Annotated in this window: 16 protein-coding genes; 10 read left to right on the forward strand and 6 right to left on the reverse strand. The window is 37.9% G+C overall.

What is annotated here, in order from left to right; translation table 11 throughout:
* Positions 1-290 precede the first annotated feature (290 nt).
* Entirely contained in the window at positions 291-1,253 is a 963-nt protein-coding gene (locus tag FB379_RS05745; protein WP_144597377.1) for an Rpn family recombination-promoting nuclease/putative transposase, read from the forward strand.
* A 341-nt stretch (positions 1,254-1,594) separates the two neighbouring features.
* Here FB379_RS05745 and FB379_RS05750 read toward each other — a convergent pair whose 3' ends face one another.
* From FB379_RS05750 to FB379_RS05770, 5 genes are read right to left on the reverse strand one after another with little or no spacing between them, the layout of a single operon-like run.
* The gene (locus FB379_RS05750; RefSeq protein WP_144597379.1) at positions 1,595-3,016 is read right to left on the reverse strand and encodes a PepSY-associated TM helix domain-containing protein; all 1,422 of its coding nucleotides are present in this window, start codon (positions 3,014-3,016) and stop codon (positions 1,595-1,597) included.
* Positions 3,017-3,052: 36 nt separating this feature from the next.
* The gene (locus tag FB379_RS05755; RefSeq protein WP_144597381.1) at positions 3,053-3,754 is read right to left on the reverse strand and encodes an ABC transporter ATP-binding protein; all 702 of its coding nucleotides are present in this window, start codon (positions 3,752-3,754) and stop codon (positions 3,053-3,055) included.
* Positions 3,751-4,563, reverse strand: a complete 813-nt coding sequence (locus FB379_RS05760; protein WP_144597383.1) for an ABC transporter permease — start codon at positions 4,561-4,563, stop codon at positions 3,751-3,753. Before FB379_RS05760 ends, FB379_RS05755 begins: the two co-directional genes overlap by 4 nt.
* 43 nt (positions 4,564-4,606) lie before the next feature.
* Positions 4,607-5,152: a nitrous oxide reductase accessory protein NosL gene (locus tag FB379_RS05765; RefSeq protein ID WP_066251149.1), complete on the reverse strand. Its 546-nt coding sequence runs from the start codon at positions 5,150-5,152 to the stop codon at positions 4,607-4,609.
* Positions 5,145-6,422 (reverse strand): right-handed parallel beta-helix repeat-containing protein, encoded by a 1,278-nt coding sequence (locus FB379_RS05770; protein WP_144597385.1) that lies wholly within the window; start codon positions 6,420-6,422, stop codon positions 5,145-5,147. The genes FB379_RS05765 and FB379_RS05770 overlap by 8 nt, the downstream gene beginning before the upstream one ends.
* Before the next feature lie 334 nt (positions 6,423-6,756).
* Between FB379_RS05770 and FB379_RS05775 the strand changes: the two genes are divergently transcribed.
* The 9 genes from FB379_RS05775 (at position 6,757) to FB379_RS05815 (ending at position 17,557) form a co-directional block, all read left to right on the forward strand.
* Positions 6,757-7,440 (forward strand): response regulator transcription factor, encoded by a 684-nt coding sequence (locus tag FB379_RS05775; protein ID WP_063388886.1) that lies wholly within the window; start codon positions 6,757-6,759, stop codon positions 7,438-7,440.
* The gene (locus FB379_RS05780; protein WP_144597387.1) at positions 7,437-8,840 is read left to right on the forward strand and encodes a sensor histidine kinase; all 1,404 of its coding nucleotides are present in this window, start codon (positions 7,437-7,439) and stop codon (positions 8,838-8,840) included. Before FB379_RS05775 ends, FB379_RS05780 begins: the two co-directional genes overlap by 4 nt.
* 1,876 nt (positions 8,841-10,716) lie before the next feature.
* Positions 10,717-11,517 (forward strand): SDR family oxidoreductase, encoded by an 801-nt coding sequence (locus FB379_RS05785; protein WP_144597389.1) that lies wholly within the window; start codon positions 10,717-10,719, stop codon positions 11,515-11,517.
* Positions 11,518-11,636: 119 nt separating this feature from the next.
* A complete protein-coding gene (locus FB379_RS05790) occupies positions 11,637-13,574 on the forward strand; it encodes a BglG family transcription antiterminator (RefSeq protein ID WP_242009298.1) in 1,938 nt (645 codons plus the stop codon).
* A gap of 4 nt (positions 13,575-13,578) precedes the next feature.
* Complete coding sequence (locus FB379_RS05795; protein WP_186439333.1) at positions 13,579-14,031, forward strand: transcriptional regulator GutM; 453 nt, start codon at positions 13,579-13,581, stop codon at positions 14,029-14,031.
* 13 nt (positions 14,032-14,044) lie between these two features.
* Positions 14,045-14,599 carry a PTS glucitol/sorbitol transporter subunit IIC gene (gene srlA / locus FB379_RS05800; RefSeq protein WP_066251165.1) on the forward strand — a complete coding sequence of 185 codons (555 nt, stop codon included), beginning with the start codon at positions 14,045-14,047 and terminating at the stop codon, positions 14,597-14,599.
* 20 nt (positions 14,600-14,619) lie between these two features.
* On the forward strand, positions 14,620-15,639 hold the full coding sequence (gene srlE, locus FB379_RS05805; protein ID WP_063388882.1) for a PTS glucitol/sorbitol transporter subunit IIB: 1,020 nt from the start codon (positions 14,620-14,622) through the stop codon (positions 15,637-15,639).
* An 84-nt stretch (positions 15,640-15,723) separates the two neighbouring features.
* Entirely contained in the window at positions 15,724-16,089 is a 366-nt protein-coding gene (locus FB379_RS05810) for a PTS glucitol/sorbitol transporter subunit IIA (RefSeq protein ID WP_117017161.1), read from the forward strand.
* A gap of 916 nt (positions 16,090-17,005) precedes the next feature.
* Positions 17,006-17,557 carry a glutathione peroxidase gene (locus FB379_RS05815; RefSeq protein ID WP_063388877.1) on the forward strand — a complete coding sequence of 184 codons (552 nt, stop codon included), beginning with the start codon at positions 17,006-17,008 and terminating at the stop codon, positions 17,555-17,557.
* Positions 17,558-17,736: 179 nt separating this feature from the next.
* Here FB379_RS05815 and FB379_RS05820 read toward each other — a convergent pair whose 3' ends face one another.
* Positions 17,737-19,023: an MFS transporter gene (locus FB379_RS05820; RefSeq protein WP_242009299.1), complete on the reverse strand. Its 1,287-nt coding sequence runs from the start codon at positions 19,021-19,023 to the stop codon at positions 17,737-17,739.
* Between the last annotated feature and the right edge of the window lie 40 nt (positions 19,024-19,063).

Consider the following 19,063-nt stretch of genomic DNA (forward strand, 5'->3'; position numbering starts at 1 on the left):
TTGGTGACACATCTATTCTAATCAAGGAATCGGGTTCATGTCTCCTTTTTTGTTCGGATGTAAATTTATGTTAGTGAATTTGCTCATCTACAGTTCATTATTTAAATTCCTATTAATAAGTTAGAAATTTTAGGTTGACATTTCTTATAGGTAGTTTTATATTATTTGCAGAACATATGTTCTTTTTGGTAAGAATATTAATACTTGTCCTAGCTGTTACGATTTTTAATCTTTCCCCCTCTTATGTTTTCCTCTTATTTTTATTCTCCCTCGAAAGGACGATCTTCACTATGAAAGAATACCTCGATTTGAAGATAGATTTCATGTTTAAGCAGCTGTTCGGCAACCCGAACCGCAAGTCGCTTACCATTGCCTTTTTGAATGCGATTTTACATCGGAGCGAGGCAGATCGCATTGTCGATGTTCAGTTTGAAAGCACAGAGCTGACGAAAGAGACAGAAGATGGAAAAATGAACCGGCTTGATGTACTGGTGCTGACGGATCGAAGCGAGCGCATCAATGTGGAAATTCAAATCGTAAATCAGCACGATTTACCGGAACGAATTTTGTATTACTGGGCGAGGGTTTTCTCCCGGTCATTAGCAAAAGGACAGCCGTACAGCATGCTTCCCCCTACCTTTATGATTACCATCCTTAATTATCGGCTTTTTCCTCATGAAACGGAGCGATTTCATACGGTTTTCCATATACGAGAAGATGAAGAACATTTTCTTTGGAGTCCGCACCTTGAATTTCACGTCATTGATTTACAGCAGTTTATGGTAAAATGGAAGAAATATAACAGAGAAATAAAACGATTGCCAGAGTATCCGTGGCTGATGATGCTGTCAGCAGTAGACGCCAAAAAGGGGAAAATCGATGAGTTTATGCTCAGTGAACTGGAGGTGTTTGCGATGAATGAGCAGGAAATTCGTGAAGCGCTGGAAGAATGGGAAAGCTTAAGCGTCAACCCGGTAAACCGTTATGAATATGAAATGCGTTTGAAATGGCTGCGGGACCAATTGTCAAACCTTCAAGGCGAACGGCGAGCAGGATGGGAGGAAGGGCTGAAAAAGGGAATGGAAGAAGGATTGAAAAAAGGGTTGAAGCAGGGCCGGGAAGAAGGAGTTCGACAGGTAGCTATAGAAATGCTTCGTTCCGGATTAGAACAGGAAGTTATTATGTCGGTTACAAAAATAACTGAAGAAGAGCTAGATGAACTGAAAAAGAAACTATCGCCTCACTCCTTTTAAGCGGGAAGGAACGAGACTCTCATTACATGATTAACTATTGCCAGCTGTTCAGGTCAATTTTGTAAAAAGGAAGTTACCTGAATTTTGTGGACGAGATAGAGGAGTTATACTTGTTATTCCAGTAAAATGGGAGAGTGGGTAGCTGCTGCAAAGCATGTGCCAACATTGAAGGCGCCTGCCAGCGCGCACGAACTTGAAAACTTTCCTCCCTTGACGGGGATTCACGGAATCAGACGTATGCAATCGATGAGCTGACAGGCGAAATGATTTATTGGCTCTGGTGCCAGTAAATGGTTGATAACAATTTATTCATTATTCGTGTGATACTCCCATTTAGCTTTCTACCCGATCCACTGTTTCGCAATGGGAATTCTTTTAATGACGAAATAATCCCAAACCCACACTATCAATAGTGATGCGCCCACTAATGGGAAGAAAAGGCCTAAAGCAATGAAAATGACAGCTACTCCCTTTAACATTTTAAAGTTTTCTGGCAAAGCCGGAGCACCCAATTTGCCTTTCGGTTTTCGCTTCCACCACATTATAACGCCACTTACAACAATCATTATAATGCCAATAGTTAATGCAAGCATGAAAAGCTGGCTAATGAATCCAAATTCTCCTTGATGAAATGCAATGCCTAGTGAAATTAATTTTCCCAATGCACCATAGTCACTCCATGCAAATTTAGCTAAAACTTTTCCGCTGTATTGATCTATATGCAGCGTTTGTTGCGCCCAAGGCAGTGGGCGGTTAGGATAGACGTCAGCAGGATCTAGAAAGATCGTATATACACCGGTTTCTCCATCAGGAAATGCAATTCTATATCCCGGTTGGACGTTGTTTTTTTCTGCAATTTGCATAACTTTATCAACAGAAATTGTTTTCACCCCATTGGGACTTGATTCGGGCACAGGTAAGTTTTCAGCTGCCCAAGGAACATCTGCTATTTCTTTTGTTGGCATTGTTGATTTAGGAAATGCATATTTTTCCCATGGTTGATCTCCTTCCGGGTTTCCGGAAATGGGATCAACGATACGATGTGCCATGCTTCCCCAAACACCGGACCACATGAGTCCAGAAAACAATTGTACGACGATAAAAAGAGAAAGCCAGATTGCTGTAACGGCATGCATATCGCGCCAAAACGTGCGGTTTCTTTTACTCAGGTTTATTCGCGGAATCAATGTCCCAAAAAGAGATTTTCTATTTCGCGGCCACCATAAGTAAACACCAGTAATAATTAGGATAATGAACCAGCAAGCGGAGAGCTCTACTAACCAGTTTCCAATGGTGCCGCCCCATAATTCACCGTTATGCAAATCTTTCACCCATGCCATGAAGCGTGCATTCTCATTTAACTTTCCAATAATGTCGCCGTTGTATGGATTGACAAACACAGATATACTTTTTCCGTTCACCATTATTTCAACCTCAGATGATCTGTCCGGTGCAACGGAAGGTGTAAAACCTGTAATTTTTGCATGTGGATAATTCTTTTTCACTTCATGAATCTGTTCTGTAGATGAAATTTTTTGCTGACCTTGTTGGACGTAATAAAGATCATGGTACATGTAATTTTCAATTTGCGGTTTAAACAGGTAAATTCCTCCGGTAATAGACAAAAAAATAATCAGCGGTGCGAAAAAAATCCCTGCGTAAAAATGCCATCTCCATACTGTTTTATATAAAGAAGCTTTCGTTTGTTTATCAGTGAATGCTTTTGAATCCTTTGCTACTGCATCTATTCTTTCAAATTCCATTGTTTTCACCCTTTTTTTAAGCAATGACAAAAACTTTTATAGTTCATGTCGATATAACCTCAACAATTGCAATGCGGTTTTTTCCTTATGAATTGTATTTTTCATATGGTCAATAATAGAGCCTTCCTTTATAAACAGAATTTGATCGCCTGCTTCTGCGGCAACATCCATCATATGAGTGGAAAAAATGATGATTGTGCCTTTCATCTTTTGTTCTTTTATCAAATTGACAAACTGATCAATCCAAAATGGGTCTAAACCATTTGTTGGCTCATCTAACAAGAGCAGTTTTGGATTTCCTAACAATGCTTGTCCTAATAATAGTCTTTGCCTCATTCCTTTTGATACATTTTTCACTAGTTCTCTTTTAAATTCTTCCAAACCTATTTTTTTTAAAATGTCTTTTACAGATGATTGATCTTTTTTCCGCAGTTTGGCATAAAATGATAAAAATTCTTGAAGGGTCATGAATTGCTGAGCATGAAAATCATCGGGCATGTAGCCTATCTGCTCGATATAGTTTTTTCTGTTTTTAATTAGACTGATATTGTTTAAAACAATGTCCCCGGAGGACGGTTTTGAAATACCCGCCAAAATGCGAAGAAGCGTGCTTTTTCCGGCTCCGTTTCCGCCGCATAATACGATGCATTCCCCTTTTTTTGCTTCCAGTGACATGGAAGAAAGCACAACTTTTGTTTTATATTTTTTTGAAACGTCGGAGACTTGTAATGTTGTCATTGTCTTTTCTTCCTTTCAAGCTTCCAGACGGAAAATGCAAGCATGATGCTTGAAAAGATGAACATATAACCGACGAACAGCACCCATAACGCTTTTGTTTGCATAAAAGAGATGAGCTCGTCGTATGATTGTCCAAAAACAGCTCCGCCGTCAAGCTGAACAACAAATACTATGCGGAGCAATTCCGCCGGATTACAGAATAAAGATGCCTTTAAAAGCGGAGCTATCATCGGATAAGGGACAAAGCTCAAAACGGAAATGACTGCAGTCGGCCATATCATGATAAGAAAGAACCACACGCCGACCGAAAGTATGAGAGCTTGCCATCTCGTTTCTGAAAACGAGCCAATGGTCAAGCCGATGACGAGAAAAAACCATATTAGCGAGATAGAAAAAATATATAAAATGAGCACCCATTTCAAAGATAATGAACTTCCCAATAAAGTGCCGACCAAAAGGCTCAAACTGAAGCTTAAGCTGAAGATGGCAGATTGTGCGGTCAATTGCCCGCAAAGCTTCCCAACCCAATAGGCAATAGTCGGCAACGGATACGTGCATAAAAGACTCCACTGGCCATTTTCCATTTCATTCGCGATGGAAAACGATCCAGCCACCAGCATAAACAGTGGTACGATGTACAGCACAATGTTGGCGATTGTGCCTGTCATGTTTGTATAGCCTGTGAGAGCAGGGTTATTCCGCTCTAACAAAAATAGTAATGATAAAACGAAAATCCATAGAAACACAAACGTGTAAGAAGAACGCTGCCTGATTGTCAAACGCCATTCGGCTTTCCATATGTTCCGCATAACTCCTCCCGCTGTAAAAAAAGGGCACTTATAAATTTGCCCTTCATTCATGTGAATGATCATTGCCCTCATCCATGTGGCTGTGGTCGCCATTCATATCCGTATGACCATCCTGCATATTCTTTTCCATCATTTCTTTATTCATTTTCCATTTATGATCTTGCAATTGATCGAAGTTTAATATTTTTCCGCTATTTTTTGAAATGAAGGCTTCAGCATCTTTTTTATCTTGGAAAGAAATGACGTTGTAGGCCATTGGCGTCCGTATCGATTGATCATACACGTAGGTTGCTTTATCAGATTCAACCCATTCTTTCGAATGATAATCTCTGACGAATTCCGCTTCGATGTTTTCATTTTTATTTTCGCTTTTCCATTTATACATACATCCGATATCATCAAAAACGAATGTTTTGCCATTTTTTAAAATAAGCTGTGTTGCAAACTGATTATCCATTACAGCCATGTTACATTGAGCGCATTTATCGTTTTTTTCATCAATGGCTCTTGGCGACACTTCCTTTTTTCCGCACGCAGCAGTGATAATCAGTAGAGCGCATAACATGAAAATGAAATACATTTTACGCATCCTCTTTTTTCCTCCCTATCCTCCATAAAGTAATGCTTCCTAAAAACAAGAGAAGACTGAAAACAATGATCACTCCAGAAGATGACTTTGATTCATCTTGTATTTTAGCTGTCATAAGCGGCGAGTCATCCGTCATCGCTTCATTGTCTGGACTTTTCCATAATTTTTGCAATACAACCATGCCTGGTGAATGGAAAAACAGCTGGTATTCTGGAATATCCTTCGTCAAACTTAAAAAGAACGGATTCGTTTTATAAGGTATGTCGCTATAACCGGATCCATCGGCATCAAGCTTTAGAGAGGCGTCCCAATAATTCCTTTTCACTTCATTGTCCGAGCTGCTCAAAGCTTGAGCTTCATTTACATTGCTAATAAACGTATTGTTTGAAACGATGTTTCCGTTCGCCTCTTTGAATTGAATGCCAATAAAATTCCCACGCACTTCATTGGATAAAATAAGGTTATTGGAGGCGCTTTCGGCCAAAATACCAACTCGATTATAAGAAATATTATTGCGAACCACCTTTGTCTCTGTCGCATCAAATAAAAGAATCCCCTGAGCATGAACATTGCGGTTGTTAAAAATGAATTCATTATTTTCGATTTTTCCACCCTTTGTTTCCATGACCATCGCTCCTGCCACGTTATTTTTGGAAATGTTTTTTTGAATTGTTATGTGGTCAGAATACATAATGTGTATGCCGTAATTTGATTGCTGGATGAGGTTTTGGACGGCCGTTGTATAATCGCTTTGTTCCATATAAATCCCATCTCTCACTTTTTCGATTCTGACTTTTTCAATGACATTTTGTTCTGACTTCCATAAATCAATCCCGTTATGTTGTTTTTCACCTTTTATCGAGCTTTGTGTGATGACGGTGTGATAGGCGTGTTCAAGCTTTATCCCGATCCCCTTTGTACGAATATGAACGTGTTCAATTCGGTGATGAGTTCCTGATACTTGTATGGCGGCAGCGTTTTTCTCTTGGCTGCATTGAATGACCGTTACGTTTTTTACTGAAACGCGTTGACCTTTGATGGAGATGACGGGTTCTTTACGGCAGGATTGAATGGTTACTTGTCCATTTCCTTGTAACGTAACAGGTTTTGAGAGCACAATCGATTCATGATAAACGCCTCTCGGTATTCTCACGATTGAGTGCTCTGGAGCTTGATCAATCAGATATTGCAATGTGCTTTCGGCATGGATGCTGGATGGATGTGTCCAAAAAAGCATCAAAAAAACGATTAAATACCATAATTTTTTCATGACGGAATCCTTTTTTCAGTGTCATTGTTCTAATTGAAGGTTAGCGTATAATTGTGTGAAAACTATGAAGCCTATTTGGATATTTTTTTACATTTGTTTCCTTTCTTACATTCATTTACTGGCCTTTGCTTTTAAAATTGGCAATTTGTCAAATCCAATCGCAGGAGGTCTAAACATGATGGACAGTCATGTGAAACATTTGCTTGCCTTTCTATTGCTCGGAGCTTACTAGGACAAATTTATGAAAAACTTCAAACAAATTTCATAATTTCTGGTTATAATTAATAAATTAGAAAATTCATTTAATAAGTTGAGAGAAGGTGTCAAGTGGCTGATGTCTTTAAAGGTGTTAATCGTTGATGATGAAGAAAAGATGCGAAAGCTGATTAGAACGTATTTGACAAGAGAAGGATATATATGTTTGGAAGCAAAAGACGGGTTTGAAGCACTTGAAAGATTAAAAAAGGAAAACCCGGATATGCTGATCGTTGATGTCATGATGCCTTACATTGATGGTTTTACTTTAGTCGAGGAAATGCGCCAATATCTTCAAATTGATTCTCCAGTCATTTTTTTAACGGCAAAAGGGAATGAGGAAGATAAGGTGAAAGGTTTAAAAATTGGGGGAGATGACTATATAGTAAAACCTTTTCATCCTTCAGAGCTTTTGGCGCGTATGGAAGTGATTTTTCGCAGAACACATCGAATTGCAAGCGATGTAAAAATAGCAGCTATTGGACCGTTGCAATTTGATCTTCAAGGCCGGATTGCCACTGTTGAAGGCCGCAGGCTTGCGCTCACACAAAAAGAATTTGATCTATTATTCCTTTTAGCCAAAAATAAAGGAAAAGTATTTACACGAGGTCAATTGCTTGACCAAATATGGGATTCCGATTATGCAGGAAGTGAACGAACCGTTGATACTCATATTAAAACGATTCGTCTAAAATTAAAGGAGCACAGCCATCTAATTCAAACCGTTTGGGGAATCGGTTACAAGTTTGAGGTGCCGTCTTGAAAAAAATAAAACATTTTTCAGTTAGTCAGAAAGTATTGCTGCTCTTTTTCGTCAGCATCATTTTTTCCATCTTGTTTTCTTTTCTGTTCATTCACTTCCTATATAAAGAGCTTTACATTCGCAGTGTGAAAGAGCGGCTTATTTTTGAGGGAAAGCAGACAGCTGCTCACTTTCATTACGGCTCGCTAAGTCAAGATATTAAAGAAAAAATTGAATGGTATAATCTCATTTCACCTTATGAAGTAATAGCTGTTGATCAATTAGATGAGCTTCATCAACATTTTCCGTATCAAATTGATTACAAACATCTGATCAGTCAAGAAGATGAGAAAAAGCTCTCATCCGGGCAATACGTAGTTAAAGAGGGCTATGTTCATGAATTGGATCGAAAGATTGTCGGAGCAATATTCCCGCTAACCCACGAACAGAACTTAATAGGTTTTATATATATTTATATTCCTTTAGCCGAAATACCAGAGGTTTTTAGTAAAGGCATTCCGATTTTAATCTTGTTCGGTTTAATCTTTTTCGTATTGATCTATTTTGTTATCACGTACTCAATTCATTCGATCTTTCGTTCGCTGCGAACTATTCAAACGATTGCAAAAGAGATCAGCCGCGGAAATTTTTCTAAAAGAGTTCCTATCCAAACGTCAGATGATATAGGAGAATTGGCGAGCGTCTTCAACAAAATGACGGAATCTCTTGAAAAACAAGACGAGCGCAAGAAAGAATTTTTATCCAACGTGGCTCATGAATTAAGAACCCCTCTCACATATATTAGAGGATACACGCAAATCTTGCTGGATGAAGCTTATTCATCAAAAGAAGAGGCGAAAAATCATCTTCTGCTCATCAATAAAGAAACAACGCGAATGCAGAAGCTCATAAACGACTTATTACAATTAAATGAGCTGGAAAACAAAGATATGACTCTTGAAGCAGAGCCGATCGCCTTTTCCCAATTGATTCTTGATTCATTAGAACTGTTTGCGCCTGCGCTGAAGAAAAGGAATATATCCATCAAAACAGATTTAGATGATGAAATCATCATTATGGGAGATATGAACCGGCTGCATCAAGTTTTTTGTAATGTGATTGACAATGCCATTAAGTATTCCTTCGAAGACGGGATGATCAACATTACATTGTATCAGAAAGAGAAGCGGGCTGTTGTGATCGTTCGGGATAATGGAATAGGCATACCGAAAAAAGAGTTGGATCGTATAGGGGAACGTTTTTACCGGACAGATAAATCGCGTTCAAGAGAAACAGGGGGAACAGGCCTCGGGCTTTCCATCGTCAAACAAATTGTTGCTTTACATAACGGGACGATGAAAATTGAAAGTGAAGAAGGGCAAGGAACATCGGTTATTTTGTCATTTCCGATAGTAGAGTAGATGTTTAAAAAGGCTATACGAAATGTGGCCTTCAGGCAGTACGATAAAAGTTTCCTCTGGTCTGCAAATGCTTTTGATCAATCTTTTTTTGAGGTTTCGCATTTTTTAACCTACTGACGAATATTTCAAGAAATTTTTTAGCTAAACGTCGTTCCTGTTTAAGATTCCTAAACAACCATCATTGAAACTCATCAGTATATTTATCCTTTTATTTCCGTGAAAAATCCCTCTGTGAGACAGGTTAGGTGTTTTTTGCAAAATAAAGTGCAGAGAATTGCAAAATCCTTATGCAGTGATATGCAATGGGGCTTTACATGGAGGAGAAGCCATGATAACCTTTTTTGGTTTTGCCAAAACTGTTGAAGCTGGCGCTTGACTAAAGAATCATGGCTACAGAGGATTTACGCCAAGCCCTTGACGGATAGATCACATATACATTTATTCAAAATTTTGATAAAGATATACTGTAACCCTCTGTATTTTTTTCTTGCAGAAAACGAAGGTTAAACTTTTTCCTAACTGTCTGCATAAGAGGGATCATAATAAAAGCCGGGTTTAATTTGTAAGATTGCTTATATGTTGTTGTTCAACATTTATTTTTATGTTCTTAATGGAAAATCTTTTACCTTCAACATCCTCGCTCTCAGATAATTTGGAAGTGTTGACTGCTACATAATATGTTCCCGTTTTATCTATAGCTATATGAAATTTCTCCTCAAATTTTTGATTAGGCTTGATTTCGTCTTTATATAAAACTCTGTTTGAGGTTTAATCTTTTGAATAAATTACTTCACCTCGCTTATCCTTTATAATGAATGATTCTATTATTGGTTTACTATGAAATAAAGTTGTTTCAGCTCCGTTATTTTTAAAAGCTGGAATGATATCAAATTCTTGTTTGTTTTTAACCACTTTGGGGACTTTTAATTTCAGCTCAAAATTTCCGTAACTTGCAGTTTTTTCATCTTTCTTTAATTCATTTACATTATTGCAGCCAACCAAAAAAACATAATGAATAATAAAATAATGTTACGCAATCTTTTCACTCCTGAATCTATATTCATTTAAAACTAGTCTAATTCCTAATTGGGCATTAGTAGGTATATAAATGATGACCTCACTTAATATTCCTATAAGTCTATTTTGCCGATCACAAGTAATTAAGCTTGTCTTATTCCCTTACGTATGATGCCAGAATAAACTTTTTTGTAATATTATGTAAATAAAAATCAGCAAATTAGAGTAATTCAAAAGCATTAAATCTTGCAAATTCAGTCCACACATTTGATAGTGTAAAAATGAAAACATGAAGACTGCTTCCCGTTAGTGAATACAAGGAGGAATACAATAGTGGTTCAACACCCATTGCCTTTGAAATGATAAGTTTTGCATCGTTTTTTGACTAAAAATTAGGGATTTATAGTCTAATCCTTCATTTGATAAGAAAGATTATTTTTTCGTTAATAAATGATAGTTTTCCTGTAGTCTAAAATTCATGCAATAAAAATAAAACAATACGATTCATTCATATATTTATCAGCTGCTAAAAGCGTGCGGTTTACACCATTTTGCTTTCATGAACGAATATCGCTTCGTTACGTCGTGCGCTTGCGTTCATTACGGTATTTCCTCTGGAACGCTGAACGTCTTTTTCCTGTTACTCCGTACTTTTATATGTCTTTTGGCTTATAGCCACCCTTGAAAGCAGGTAAGACTTTCTTTCATTTCTACAGCTCCAATCTGTTTCCGCCGTTTTGTCCGCTCATGCACCACTTTTCAATTTTAAGTGAAAAACTGTGTATTAAATAAAAGGTTAAAACATTTTACACTAAAAGCATCTAATGAGCAGAGACTAGATCAAAAGGAGGAGATCGTAATGAGTGACTCATGGCTTGAATTAGAAGGAAAGGTGGCGATTGTAACAGGCGGCGTTTCCGGGATCGGATTACATATCACAAACGAACTGATCCGAAATGGGGCAAAAGTTGTTGTAGCCGATTTAAATGGAGAAGAAGGACCGCAAGATAATGGTTCTTATTTTCTAAAATGTGACGTTACAAAAAAAGAAAGCGTTGACAAAATGGTGGCCGAAACTGTGAAATTATTCGGCTCAGTCGATATTTTAGTAAATAATGCCGGAGTCAACCTGCCAAGACTGTTAGTCGATGTCAAAGGTGAAAAACCTGAATACGAGTTGAATGAGAAAGATTTTGACTTCATGGTAGCTGTCAATCAAAAAGGTCCTTACCTTTGTGCACAGGCGTCTGCCAGAGAAATGATTAAACAACATAAAGGAGTTATTATCAATATTGCTTCCGAAGCTGGACAGGAAGGATCATCTGGACAAAGCTGCTATGCCGCGACAAAGGGAGCATTAATAGCTTTCACTCGTTCGTGGGCAAAAGAACTCGGCAAATACAATATCCGAGTTGTTGCGGTGGCGCCTGGCATCAACGAACCGACAGGCTTGACGTCAGATGCTTATAATGAAGCGCTTGCCTATACTCGAGGCGTCACAGTTGATCAATTGTCAACGGATTACAGCAATTCCATTCCTCTTGGGCGTCCGGGTAAACTAAAAGAAATAGCCGATTTAGTTTCTTACTTGGCTTCAGACCGTGCAAGTTATATTACTGGTACGACAGTTAATATTTCTGGAGGCAAATCCCGCGGTTAAGATCACAGCAGCCTAAAAAAATGGTCCTATAACGAAATATCACAAAATTCCAATCACTACCTTTGACTGATAGACGAAACTATGTCACTTTATTTTTACGTAAAAGGTGGTGAATATTGTTGGATTTTACAATTGATGGCCGTGTTGTTCAAATGCTAGAAACGTTTCAAAAAAAATCCTATTGTTCTTTGGATTATCTTGCCAACTCATTGGGAGTCAGCACGAGAACAATCCGCAATTATATTAAGCTACTTAACAGTGAACTGAATGGGATTGCAGCCATCAAAAACGAAAAGGGAAAAGGCTACCATTTGTTTATTGAAGATGGCCATATGTTTGATGATTTCATTGAAACCGTTTCTAAGAAGAAAAACATGCTGGATTCATCACAAAGGCGTATCGCTTTTATCATTGATCGATTAATCAACAGCAAAGGAAGGAATACGCTGGATGAGCTCGCTTTTGACATGAATCTGGGGAGAACAACTCTTGTAAATGAAATAAAAAAAGCTGCCGTAGCGTTGGAATCTTACAATTTAGCCATTCATGGAAAACCGAACAGCGGGATGAGCCTGAAAGGAAATGAACTGGATATCCGTTTTTTTATATTAGATAACGTCTATGACTATTTATACGGGGATTACCCGCTGGATGAAGATATTAAAGAAGAAATAATGAAGATTGCCAATCACTACAATTTAGAGTCTACCACCCAAAAAAAGTTAATGCAATTTATTATTGTCATGTTGGATCGTTTTATAAAAAATCATCCTCTTACGGAATTGGATGAAAAATATAACAAACTATTAAATACACAGGACTATTCGATTGCTTCAGAAATCGTTTCCGTAATCGAACGGCATTTGCCGGTTGAAATTTCACAACCTGAAATACTGTTTATAACATTGCCGATCGCGGGAAGAAGAACGCCGACAAACATTCGAACAATTGCAGACATTACAATTTCCGACGATATTAAACGTCTCTTGGACTTAATAATCGAACAAGTAGGATTTGATAAAAGCATTATTTTCGAAAATGAAACATTTTTCAAAGATATTCTGTATCATTTAACCTTTATGCTGAACCGCTTGATGTTTGATGTGCGTTTGAAAAATCCGCAGCTGGCTGATGTGAAGGAGAAGTATCCTGTCGCCTTTAAATTGGCCGAAATTGCCGGGCAAGTAATTGAGAATGAGTATGGACTGAAGGTTCCTGAAGATGAGCTTGGCTACCTATCCTTGTATTTCGGAGTATTCATTGCCCAACATGATGAAATAACGAGAGCATTAAAAAAAGTTGCAGTCATTTGCGGAACCGGGCGGGGATCTGCCAAATTAGTCTCTATTCAACTGCAGCGCATATTAAATCCAAATACTCAAATTGATATTTACTCTGAAATTGAAGTTTCAAAAGAGCTTTTGAATCAATACGATATGGTCTTTTCAACAGTAAAGCTTCATTTTGCAATTGATCCACCTGTCATCATAATTAACGAAATCTTTGACGAAGCGAGTGTTTCTAGGCAAATAGAAAAGATGACCTATCGGAAAAAATTTAAAATGAAAGATTTTGGCAATCACCGTTCAATTTTAAAACTTTTACTCAACAAAGATAAATTCTTCGTCTTAGATACAAATAAAGGCTACCACGAAAATGTGAATGATATGATCGACGTTTTAGTCAAGAAAGGCTATTTGGACGAAGGGTTTAAAGAGAGGCTGAGAGAAAGGGAAGAGAAAGGATCAATGGTTTTTGACCGGTATATATCCTTGCCGCATACAGTTAACTACAAGTCCAATCAGATTGAAATGGCGATCGGTGTTTTTCCTGAAAAAGCAGTGGTTGACGGGAAGGAAATCAAGCTTGTCTTTCTGTTGGGAATACCGGAAAAAGCCGATAATGATGCAAGCCTCCTGATTAAAATTTACGATGAAATCATCAAAATCGCCTCTGATCAGAAACAGGTAGAGGAATTGGCCGGTGCAGCCAGCTACGAAGATTTTACAAAATGCCTCGAACAAGCGAGCAGTTCATCATCAATCTTAGGGATGTGATAGGATGCAATTGATCATCATTATGCTTTTTATAGCAGGAGCATTTATTGTGCAATTGGCATTAGGTTATTTTCAAATTAAACATTTTGCCAAAGCGTATATAGAGCTGCGAAAGATTGGAAAAGTGGCAATCGGAAAGCGCCCCGGCAGAATTCGGGCGGGCACCATTGTATTATTTGCCGTTTCCGACAGCGGGAAGATTCTGAAAGCAATGAAAATACAAGGGGTTACAGTTTTAGCGAAAGTTCGGGAATTGAAAGGCTTTACGGGCAAAAATATAAAAACGCTTGGAGAAGCCGATATGGCTCATTGCAACAAACTATTGAAATCAGCTATTTTGGATGCGGTCAGCAATTATAAGATTATTATGAGCGGCGGGGAAATTCCCGAAAAGCCGAGTATCTTTAAACGAATCATGATGCAGGCAGAAAACATTGTTTCGGTAAAAAAATCATGAAGAGGTGAGGAACGTGGATATTATTGTTACGATTGCTGAAGGTTTTATGAATTTGTTTAAAACTGGTGCAGAAACATTTATTTCGTGGATGCAAAGCATTGTTCCGCTTGTGTTGCTATTGATGGTTTGTATGAATACATTCATTCAGCTTATTGGAGAAAAGCGGGTCAATAAACTTGCGATGGCATCTTCTAAAAACCCGTTGTTAAGATATTTAGTCTTGCCGCTTGTCGGTTCATTTATGCTAGGGAATCCAATGGCGTTGTCATTAGGACGTTTTTTGCCGGAAAGATATAAACCGAGCTATTTCGCTTCAGGCGCATATTTTTGCCATACCAGCAACGGTTTATTTCCACATATAAACCCAGGGGAATTATTTATTTGGCTCGGTATTGCGGCTGGAATTGAGAAACTAGGTTTGAGCACTGCAGAATTGGCTGTCCGTTATTTCCTTGTCGGTCTCGTGATGAACTTCTTCGCAGGCTGGATTACAGATTTTACAACAAGAATAGTAGAAAAACAGCAAAATATTAAATTGAAAACAGAAGTAACGTTACATCATCGTTAGAAAAGGAGGAGGAATGGGAAATGGCTAAATATCGGTCGATAAAAATTGTGAAGGGCAGCGGCGGTTTTGGCGGACCGCTCATCATTACACCGACGGAAAAAAGAAATAAAATTGTTTATATTACCGGAGGAGCAAAGCCTGAAATTGTAGACAAAATTGCTGAACTGACAGGTGCCGAGCCGGTCAACGGTTTTAAAACATCAGTACCGGATGAAGAGATTGCGCTTGCAATTATTGATTGCGGCGGTACATTACGCTGCGGCATCTATCCGCAAAAACGCATTCCAACTGTCAATATTATGCCAACAGGAAAAAGCGGACCGTTGGCCCAATATATTACGGAAGATATTTACGTTTCAGATGTGGGGTTGGATCAAATTCAGCCCGTTGAAGAGAGTGCTAGAGAGGCGGCTCCGGCTGAAGAAAAAATTCCGGAAGAAAAACCTGAAAGAGAGTTTAAATATAGTAGTGATAAAAAGATTTCTGAAACAATGGCAGCAAGCTCCAATAAAAACTTATTAACGAAAATTGGACTTGGCGCAGGAAAAGTCATTAGCACGTTCTATCAAGCAGGACGTGAAGCAGTGCAAACAATGATTAACACGATTATTCCGTTCATGGCTTTTGTATCATTGCTGATTGGAATTATTCAAGGTTCAGGAATCGGAAACGTATTTGCCAAGATCATGTCGCCGCTGGCTGGCGATATATGGGGATTGCTCTTAATCGGGTTTATCTGTTCATTGCCATTTTTATCACCTTTGCTTGGACCTGGAGCAGTAATCGCTCAGATTATCGGGACGCTGATTGGAGTGGAAATTGGCAAAGGGAATATCCCGCCAAACTTGGCGCTGCCAGCATTGTTTGCCATCAATACGCAAAACGCCTGTGACTTTATACCTGTAGGTTTGGGACTTGCAGAAGCGGAACCTGAAACAGTAGAGGTCGGTGTACCGTCCGTCCTTTATTCAAGATTCTTAATCGGGGTTCCAAGGGTGTTTGTCGCTTGGCTGGCAAGCTTCGGACTTTATGATTCGTAAATTTGTAATTATAACATCATGAGTTTTGCAAAAATCTGACATATGGGAGGGAAGGCACAACCGTAACAGGTTTGTGCCGACTTTATGACAATCATTTATAAGAATAAAATAAAAGGAATCGGAACAATGGCCGATCATTTTTTGAAAGAGAAAATGATTATTTTATTTGGTAATGAAGCTCCGCAGGATCTGAAAGATTTTTGTTATGTCATTGATGTCGTAAAGGCGGAAGGAGTCATTCAAGCTGGACAGAAGCTTTATATTAATAATGAAAAATTTGAAATCACGGCTGTCGGCGATGCTGTGCAAAGAAACTTAACAACATTGGGGCATATTACTTTGCGCTTTGACGGATCGACAACACCGGAACTGCCGGGCACTTTGTACTTGGAAAATAAAGATATCCCTGAAATTGGATTGAATACCGAAATAAAGATTGCGAGTGAATAAAAATTTGGATATTTTCCATTCATCATTGGCTATTCATCCGACTTTTTTCAATAGAAGGGAAAAATGAGGCTGAATAGATTCAGTGAATGAATCATATACATAAAAGATTTTTTGCAGCTTCAATGGATAAATGGATAAACTGTGAAAGATTTAAGTGAAACAAGTAAATAAGACAGCAAACCGGGCACCCATTTTTTCGCCCGGTTTTTTTTGCTTTTTAATCCTTTCTCTTAACAGCAGTTTGCTTGCCGGCAATAATTTATGATCACTACGCCTTGACAACATTGAAAATAAGAAAAAGTCACGCAAGTTGTCCGGAATCATTTTCTATATGGAAGATTTGAGGTACAATTAAATTGGCAGAATTAGTAAGAAAAATTCCAAATCTTCTTTGGTTAGATGGGATTTGTTCACTGTCCATTCAAGCCAACTCAAAGATTATGATGATCTGCAGGCGGGAGCTTAAGATAAAGGAAAGATTGGACAAAAAGTCCAGCTGGCACTAGTGGTTGAATACTTATAAGTATGGAACGGTTGAAGGAGAACTTTTGCCTGCTTACTTTATCACTTTAACACAAGAAATGGATGAAGGAATTAGTGAGTGTATCTAATTACAACTGAAATGCGGGCGCCGGAAAATACTCAATACTTGTGAAGGCTCGAGTTATTTAGGAAATATATATTTTCAAAAATTAATGGATTCCGCCGAGAGCTCCCAAATTTTTATAGTAAAGGAGGACTAAGGCAGCCATTCTAAAAAATCAATGCTTCAAATTGAAAAAATAGGCGGGCATTCACCTTCTTTTTGATTCAGGAAAAAAGTTTCCAAATTTGTAACTGAGAGCAATTTTTTTGCGTGATAATATTTTTATATTATAATAATTATAACTTAATAATAGATAAAGAGGTGTTTCCTATGTCTATTTATCAATTTGAAGTAGAAAAAGCAAACGGCGAAAAAGTTTCTTTAGCAGAATTTAAAGGTCAAGTGCTCTTAGTGGTGAACACCGCTAGTAAATGTCGATTTACATACCAGTTTGAAGAATTGCAAAAGCTATATAAAAAATATCATGATCAAGGTTTTGAAATACTAGGATTTCCATGCAACCAGTTTGATCAACAGGAGCCGGGAACAAGCGATGAAGCAGCTTCTTTTTGCCAATTAAATTATGGCGTCACATTCCCGATGTTTGCAAAAATCGACGTGAACGGAAAAAACGCTCATCCATTATTCGAATATTTGAAAAATGAGGCGCCGTTCCGCGGATTTGATGAATCGAATACGGCAGAAAAGCTATTAAAAATCAAACTAGCAAATGAATACCCTGAATGGCTGGTTGGCAACGATATTAAATGGAATTTTACAAAATATTTAATTGATGAAAACGGTCAAGTCGTGAATAGATATGAACCATGGGACGAACCGATTGATTTTGAGCAAGATATTCAGAAATTATTGAAAAACTAATTCCGGTTGAATCGTTTTTTCATTCGACCGGATTTATTTTATGTATAAGAATGCTAGCAAGAAGCGACTAGTTCTTTTGCCTGTTTCACTCATCTTTCAATTACTGCGTCAGCGGCTAGAATGTTGAAAGATATCAAAAAAAAGTGACACCGTTGAAAGCGGTGTCATTTATCATTTTTTTAAACTTTTGTATTCTCGATATTCTCAATAGTAGACAATTTAGTTGATGATTCAGAGCTTTCCAAAGAAGCGGACTGAGGCTGATGCTCGTTTATAAATGATACACTTATTGCAGCGATTATTCCAGGTATAGCAAAGGCTAAGAAATTTTGGAATGTAGAAAGTTGCATAGATAATAAAACTCCCCCCATTATTGGACCGACAATAGCGCCCAGTCTGCCAATCCCCAATGCCCAGCCGACACCACTTGACCTGATTGTCAACGGATAATAGTTAGATGCGTATGCATTCGAAATTATTTGAGTGCCAATCGTAGCTGCTCCTGCTATTCCAATAAGAAAATATAAAAAGAGAATATGTCCCTTAAAGCCTAACAATGTTAATGAGACGGAGCCTAGGACAAAAAAGAGAATTAAAACTTTCTTTGCACTCCAACGATCAGCCAGCCATCCTCCAAAAATCGCACCAAAAATTGCTCCTAAATTTAGCACCAGTAAAAACATTAAACTAGAATTGATAGGGTAGCCGGATTCCAACATTAATTGCGGCAACCATGTGTTTAGTCCATATATCATTAATAAACACATAAAAAAAGAAATCCATAGTAATATAGTGCTTAATGCACGTTTTTCATGGAATAATTTCACTACTGAAATTCCTTGCTGTTTTTCTTTATTGGAAATTACAAAAGAATCTCCATCTTGAAATTGTAAGCTTGGATTAATACGTTTTAATACTTTCTTAATGTTTTCGGCATTTGATTTTGCTAATAAGAAATTAGAAGATTCCGGTAGCGTCTTGTATAAAATAGGTAAAAAAAGCAAAGGGAGTCCTCCTACAAAAAACAATGATTGCCATCCGAATTTTGGCAAGAGGAGAATGGCAAGACCAGCTGATAACATTCCCCCTAATGAATATCCACTGAACATAATGGATACTAACGTACTTTTCAAAGGTTTAGGGGAGTATTCAGTTGTTAAAGCAACAGCATTTGGCATAACTCCGCCTAACCCAAGTCCTGCAATAAACCGATAAATCCCAAATTGACCGGGTCCATTGGAAAAACCGATTAAAAAGGTAAAAAAGCTAAAAAGCGCTAAACAAAATAAAATAACATTTTTTCTTCCAATTTTATCAGCAAGCGGGCCAAAAATTAAAGCGCCAAACATCATTCCGATTAATGCATAACTTCCCAACGCCCCCGCTTGAGTAGGTGTTAAAGACCATTCTTTTATTAATATTGGGATAGCTGAACCGTATATAACTAGATCATATCCGTCAAACATAATGATAAAGCCACACCAGAAAACTAAAAGAAAGTGAAAA

It is taken from the genome of Aeribacillus composti (assembly GCF_007827555.1).
GTDB classification, from domain to species: Bacteria; Bacillota; Bacilli; order Bacillales; family Aeribacillaceae; genus Aeribacillus; species Aeribacillus composti.

Coding starts and splice junctions, on each gene's coding strand:
- FB379_RS05745 (WP_144597377.1), top strand. CDS start 291: ATGAAAGAATACCTCGATTTGAAGATAGATTTCATGTTTAAGCAGCTG.
- FB379_RS05750 (WP_144597379.1), bottom strand. CDS start 3,016: ATGGAATTTGAAAGAATAGATGCAGTAGCAAAGGATTCAAAAGCATTC.
- FB379_RS05755 (WP_144597381.1), bottom strand. CDS start 3,754: ATGACAACATTACAAGTCTCCGACGTTTCAAAAAAATATAAAACAAAA.
- FB379_RS05760 (WP_144597383.1), bottom strand. CDS start 4,563: ATGCGGAACATATGGAAAGCCGAATGGCGTTTGACAATCAGGCAGCGT.
- FB379_RS05765 (WP_066251149.1), bottom strand. CDS start 5,152: ATGCGTAAAATGTATTTCATTTTCATGTTATGCGCTCTACTGATTATC.
- FB379_RS05770 (WP_144597385.1), bottom strand. CDS start 6,422: ATGAAAAAATTATGGTATTTAATCGTTTTTTTGATGCTTTTTTGGACA.
- FB379_RS05775 (WP_063388886.1), top strand. CDS start 6,757: ATGTCTTTAAAGGTGTTAATCGTTGATGATGAAGAAAAGATGCGAAAG.
- FB379_RS05785 (WP_144597389.1), top strand. CDS start 10,717: ATGAGTGACTCATGGCTTGAATTAGAAGGAAAGGTGGCGATTGTAACA.
- FB379_RS05795 (WP_186439333.1), top strand. CDS start 13,579: ATGCAATTGATCATCATTATGCTTTTTATAGCAGGAGCATTTATTGTG.
- srlE (WP_063388882.1), top strand. CDS start 14,620: ATGGCTAAATATCGGTCGATAAAAATTGTGAAGGGCAGCGGCGGTTTT.
- FB379_RS05810 (WP_117017161.1), top strand. CDS start 15,724: ATGACAATCATTTATAAGAATAAAATAAAAGGAATCGGAACAATGGCC.
- FB379_RS05815 (WP_063388877.1), top strand. CDS start 17,006: ATGTCTATTTATCAATTTGAAGTAGAAAAAGCAAACGGCGAAAAAGTT.
- FB379_RS05820 (WP_242009299.1), bottom strand. CDS start 19,023: ATGTTTGACGGATATGATCTAGTTATATACGGTTCAGCTATCCCAATA.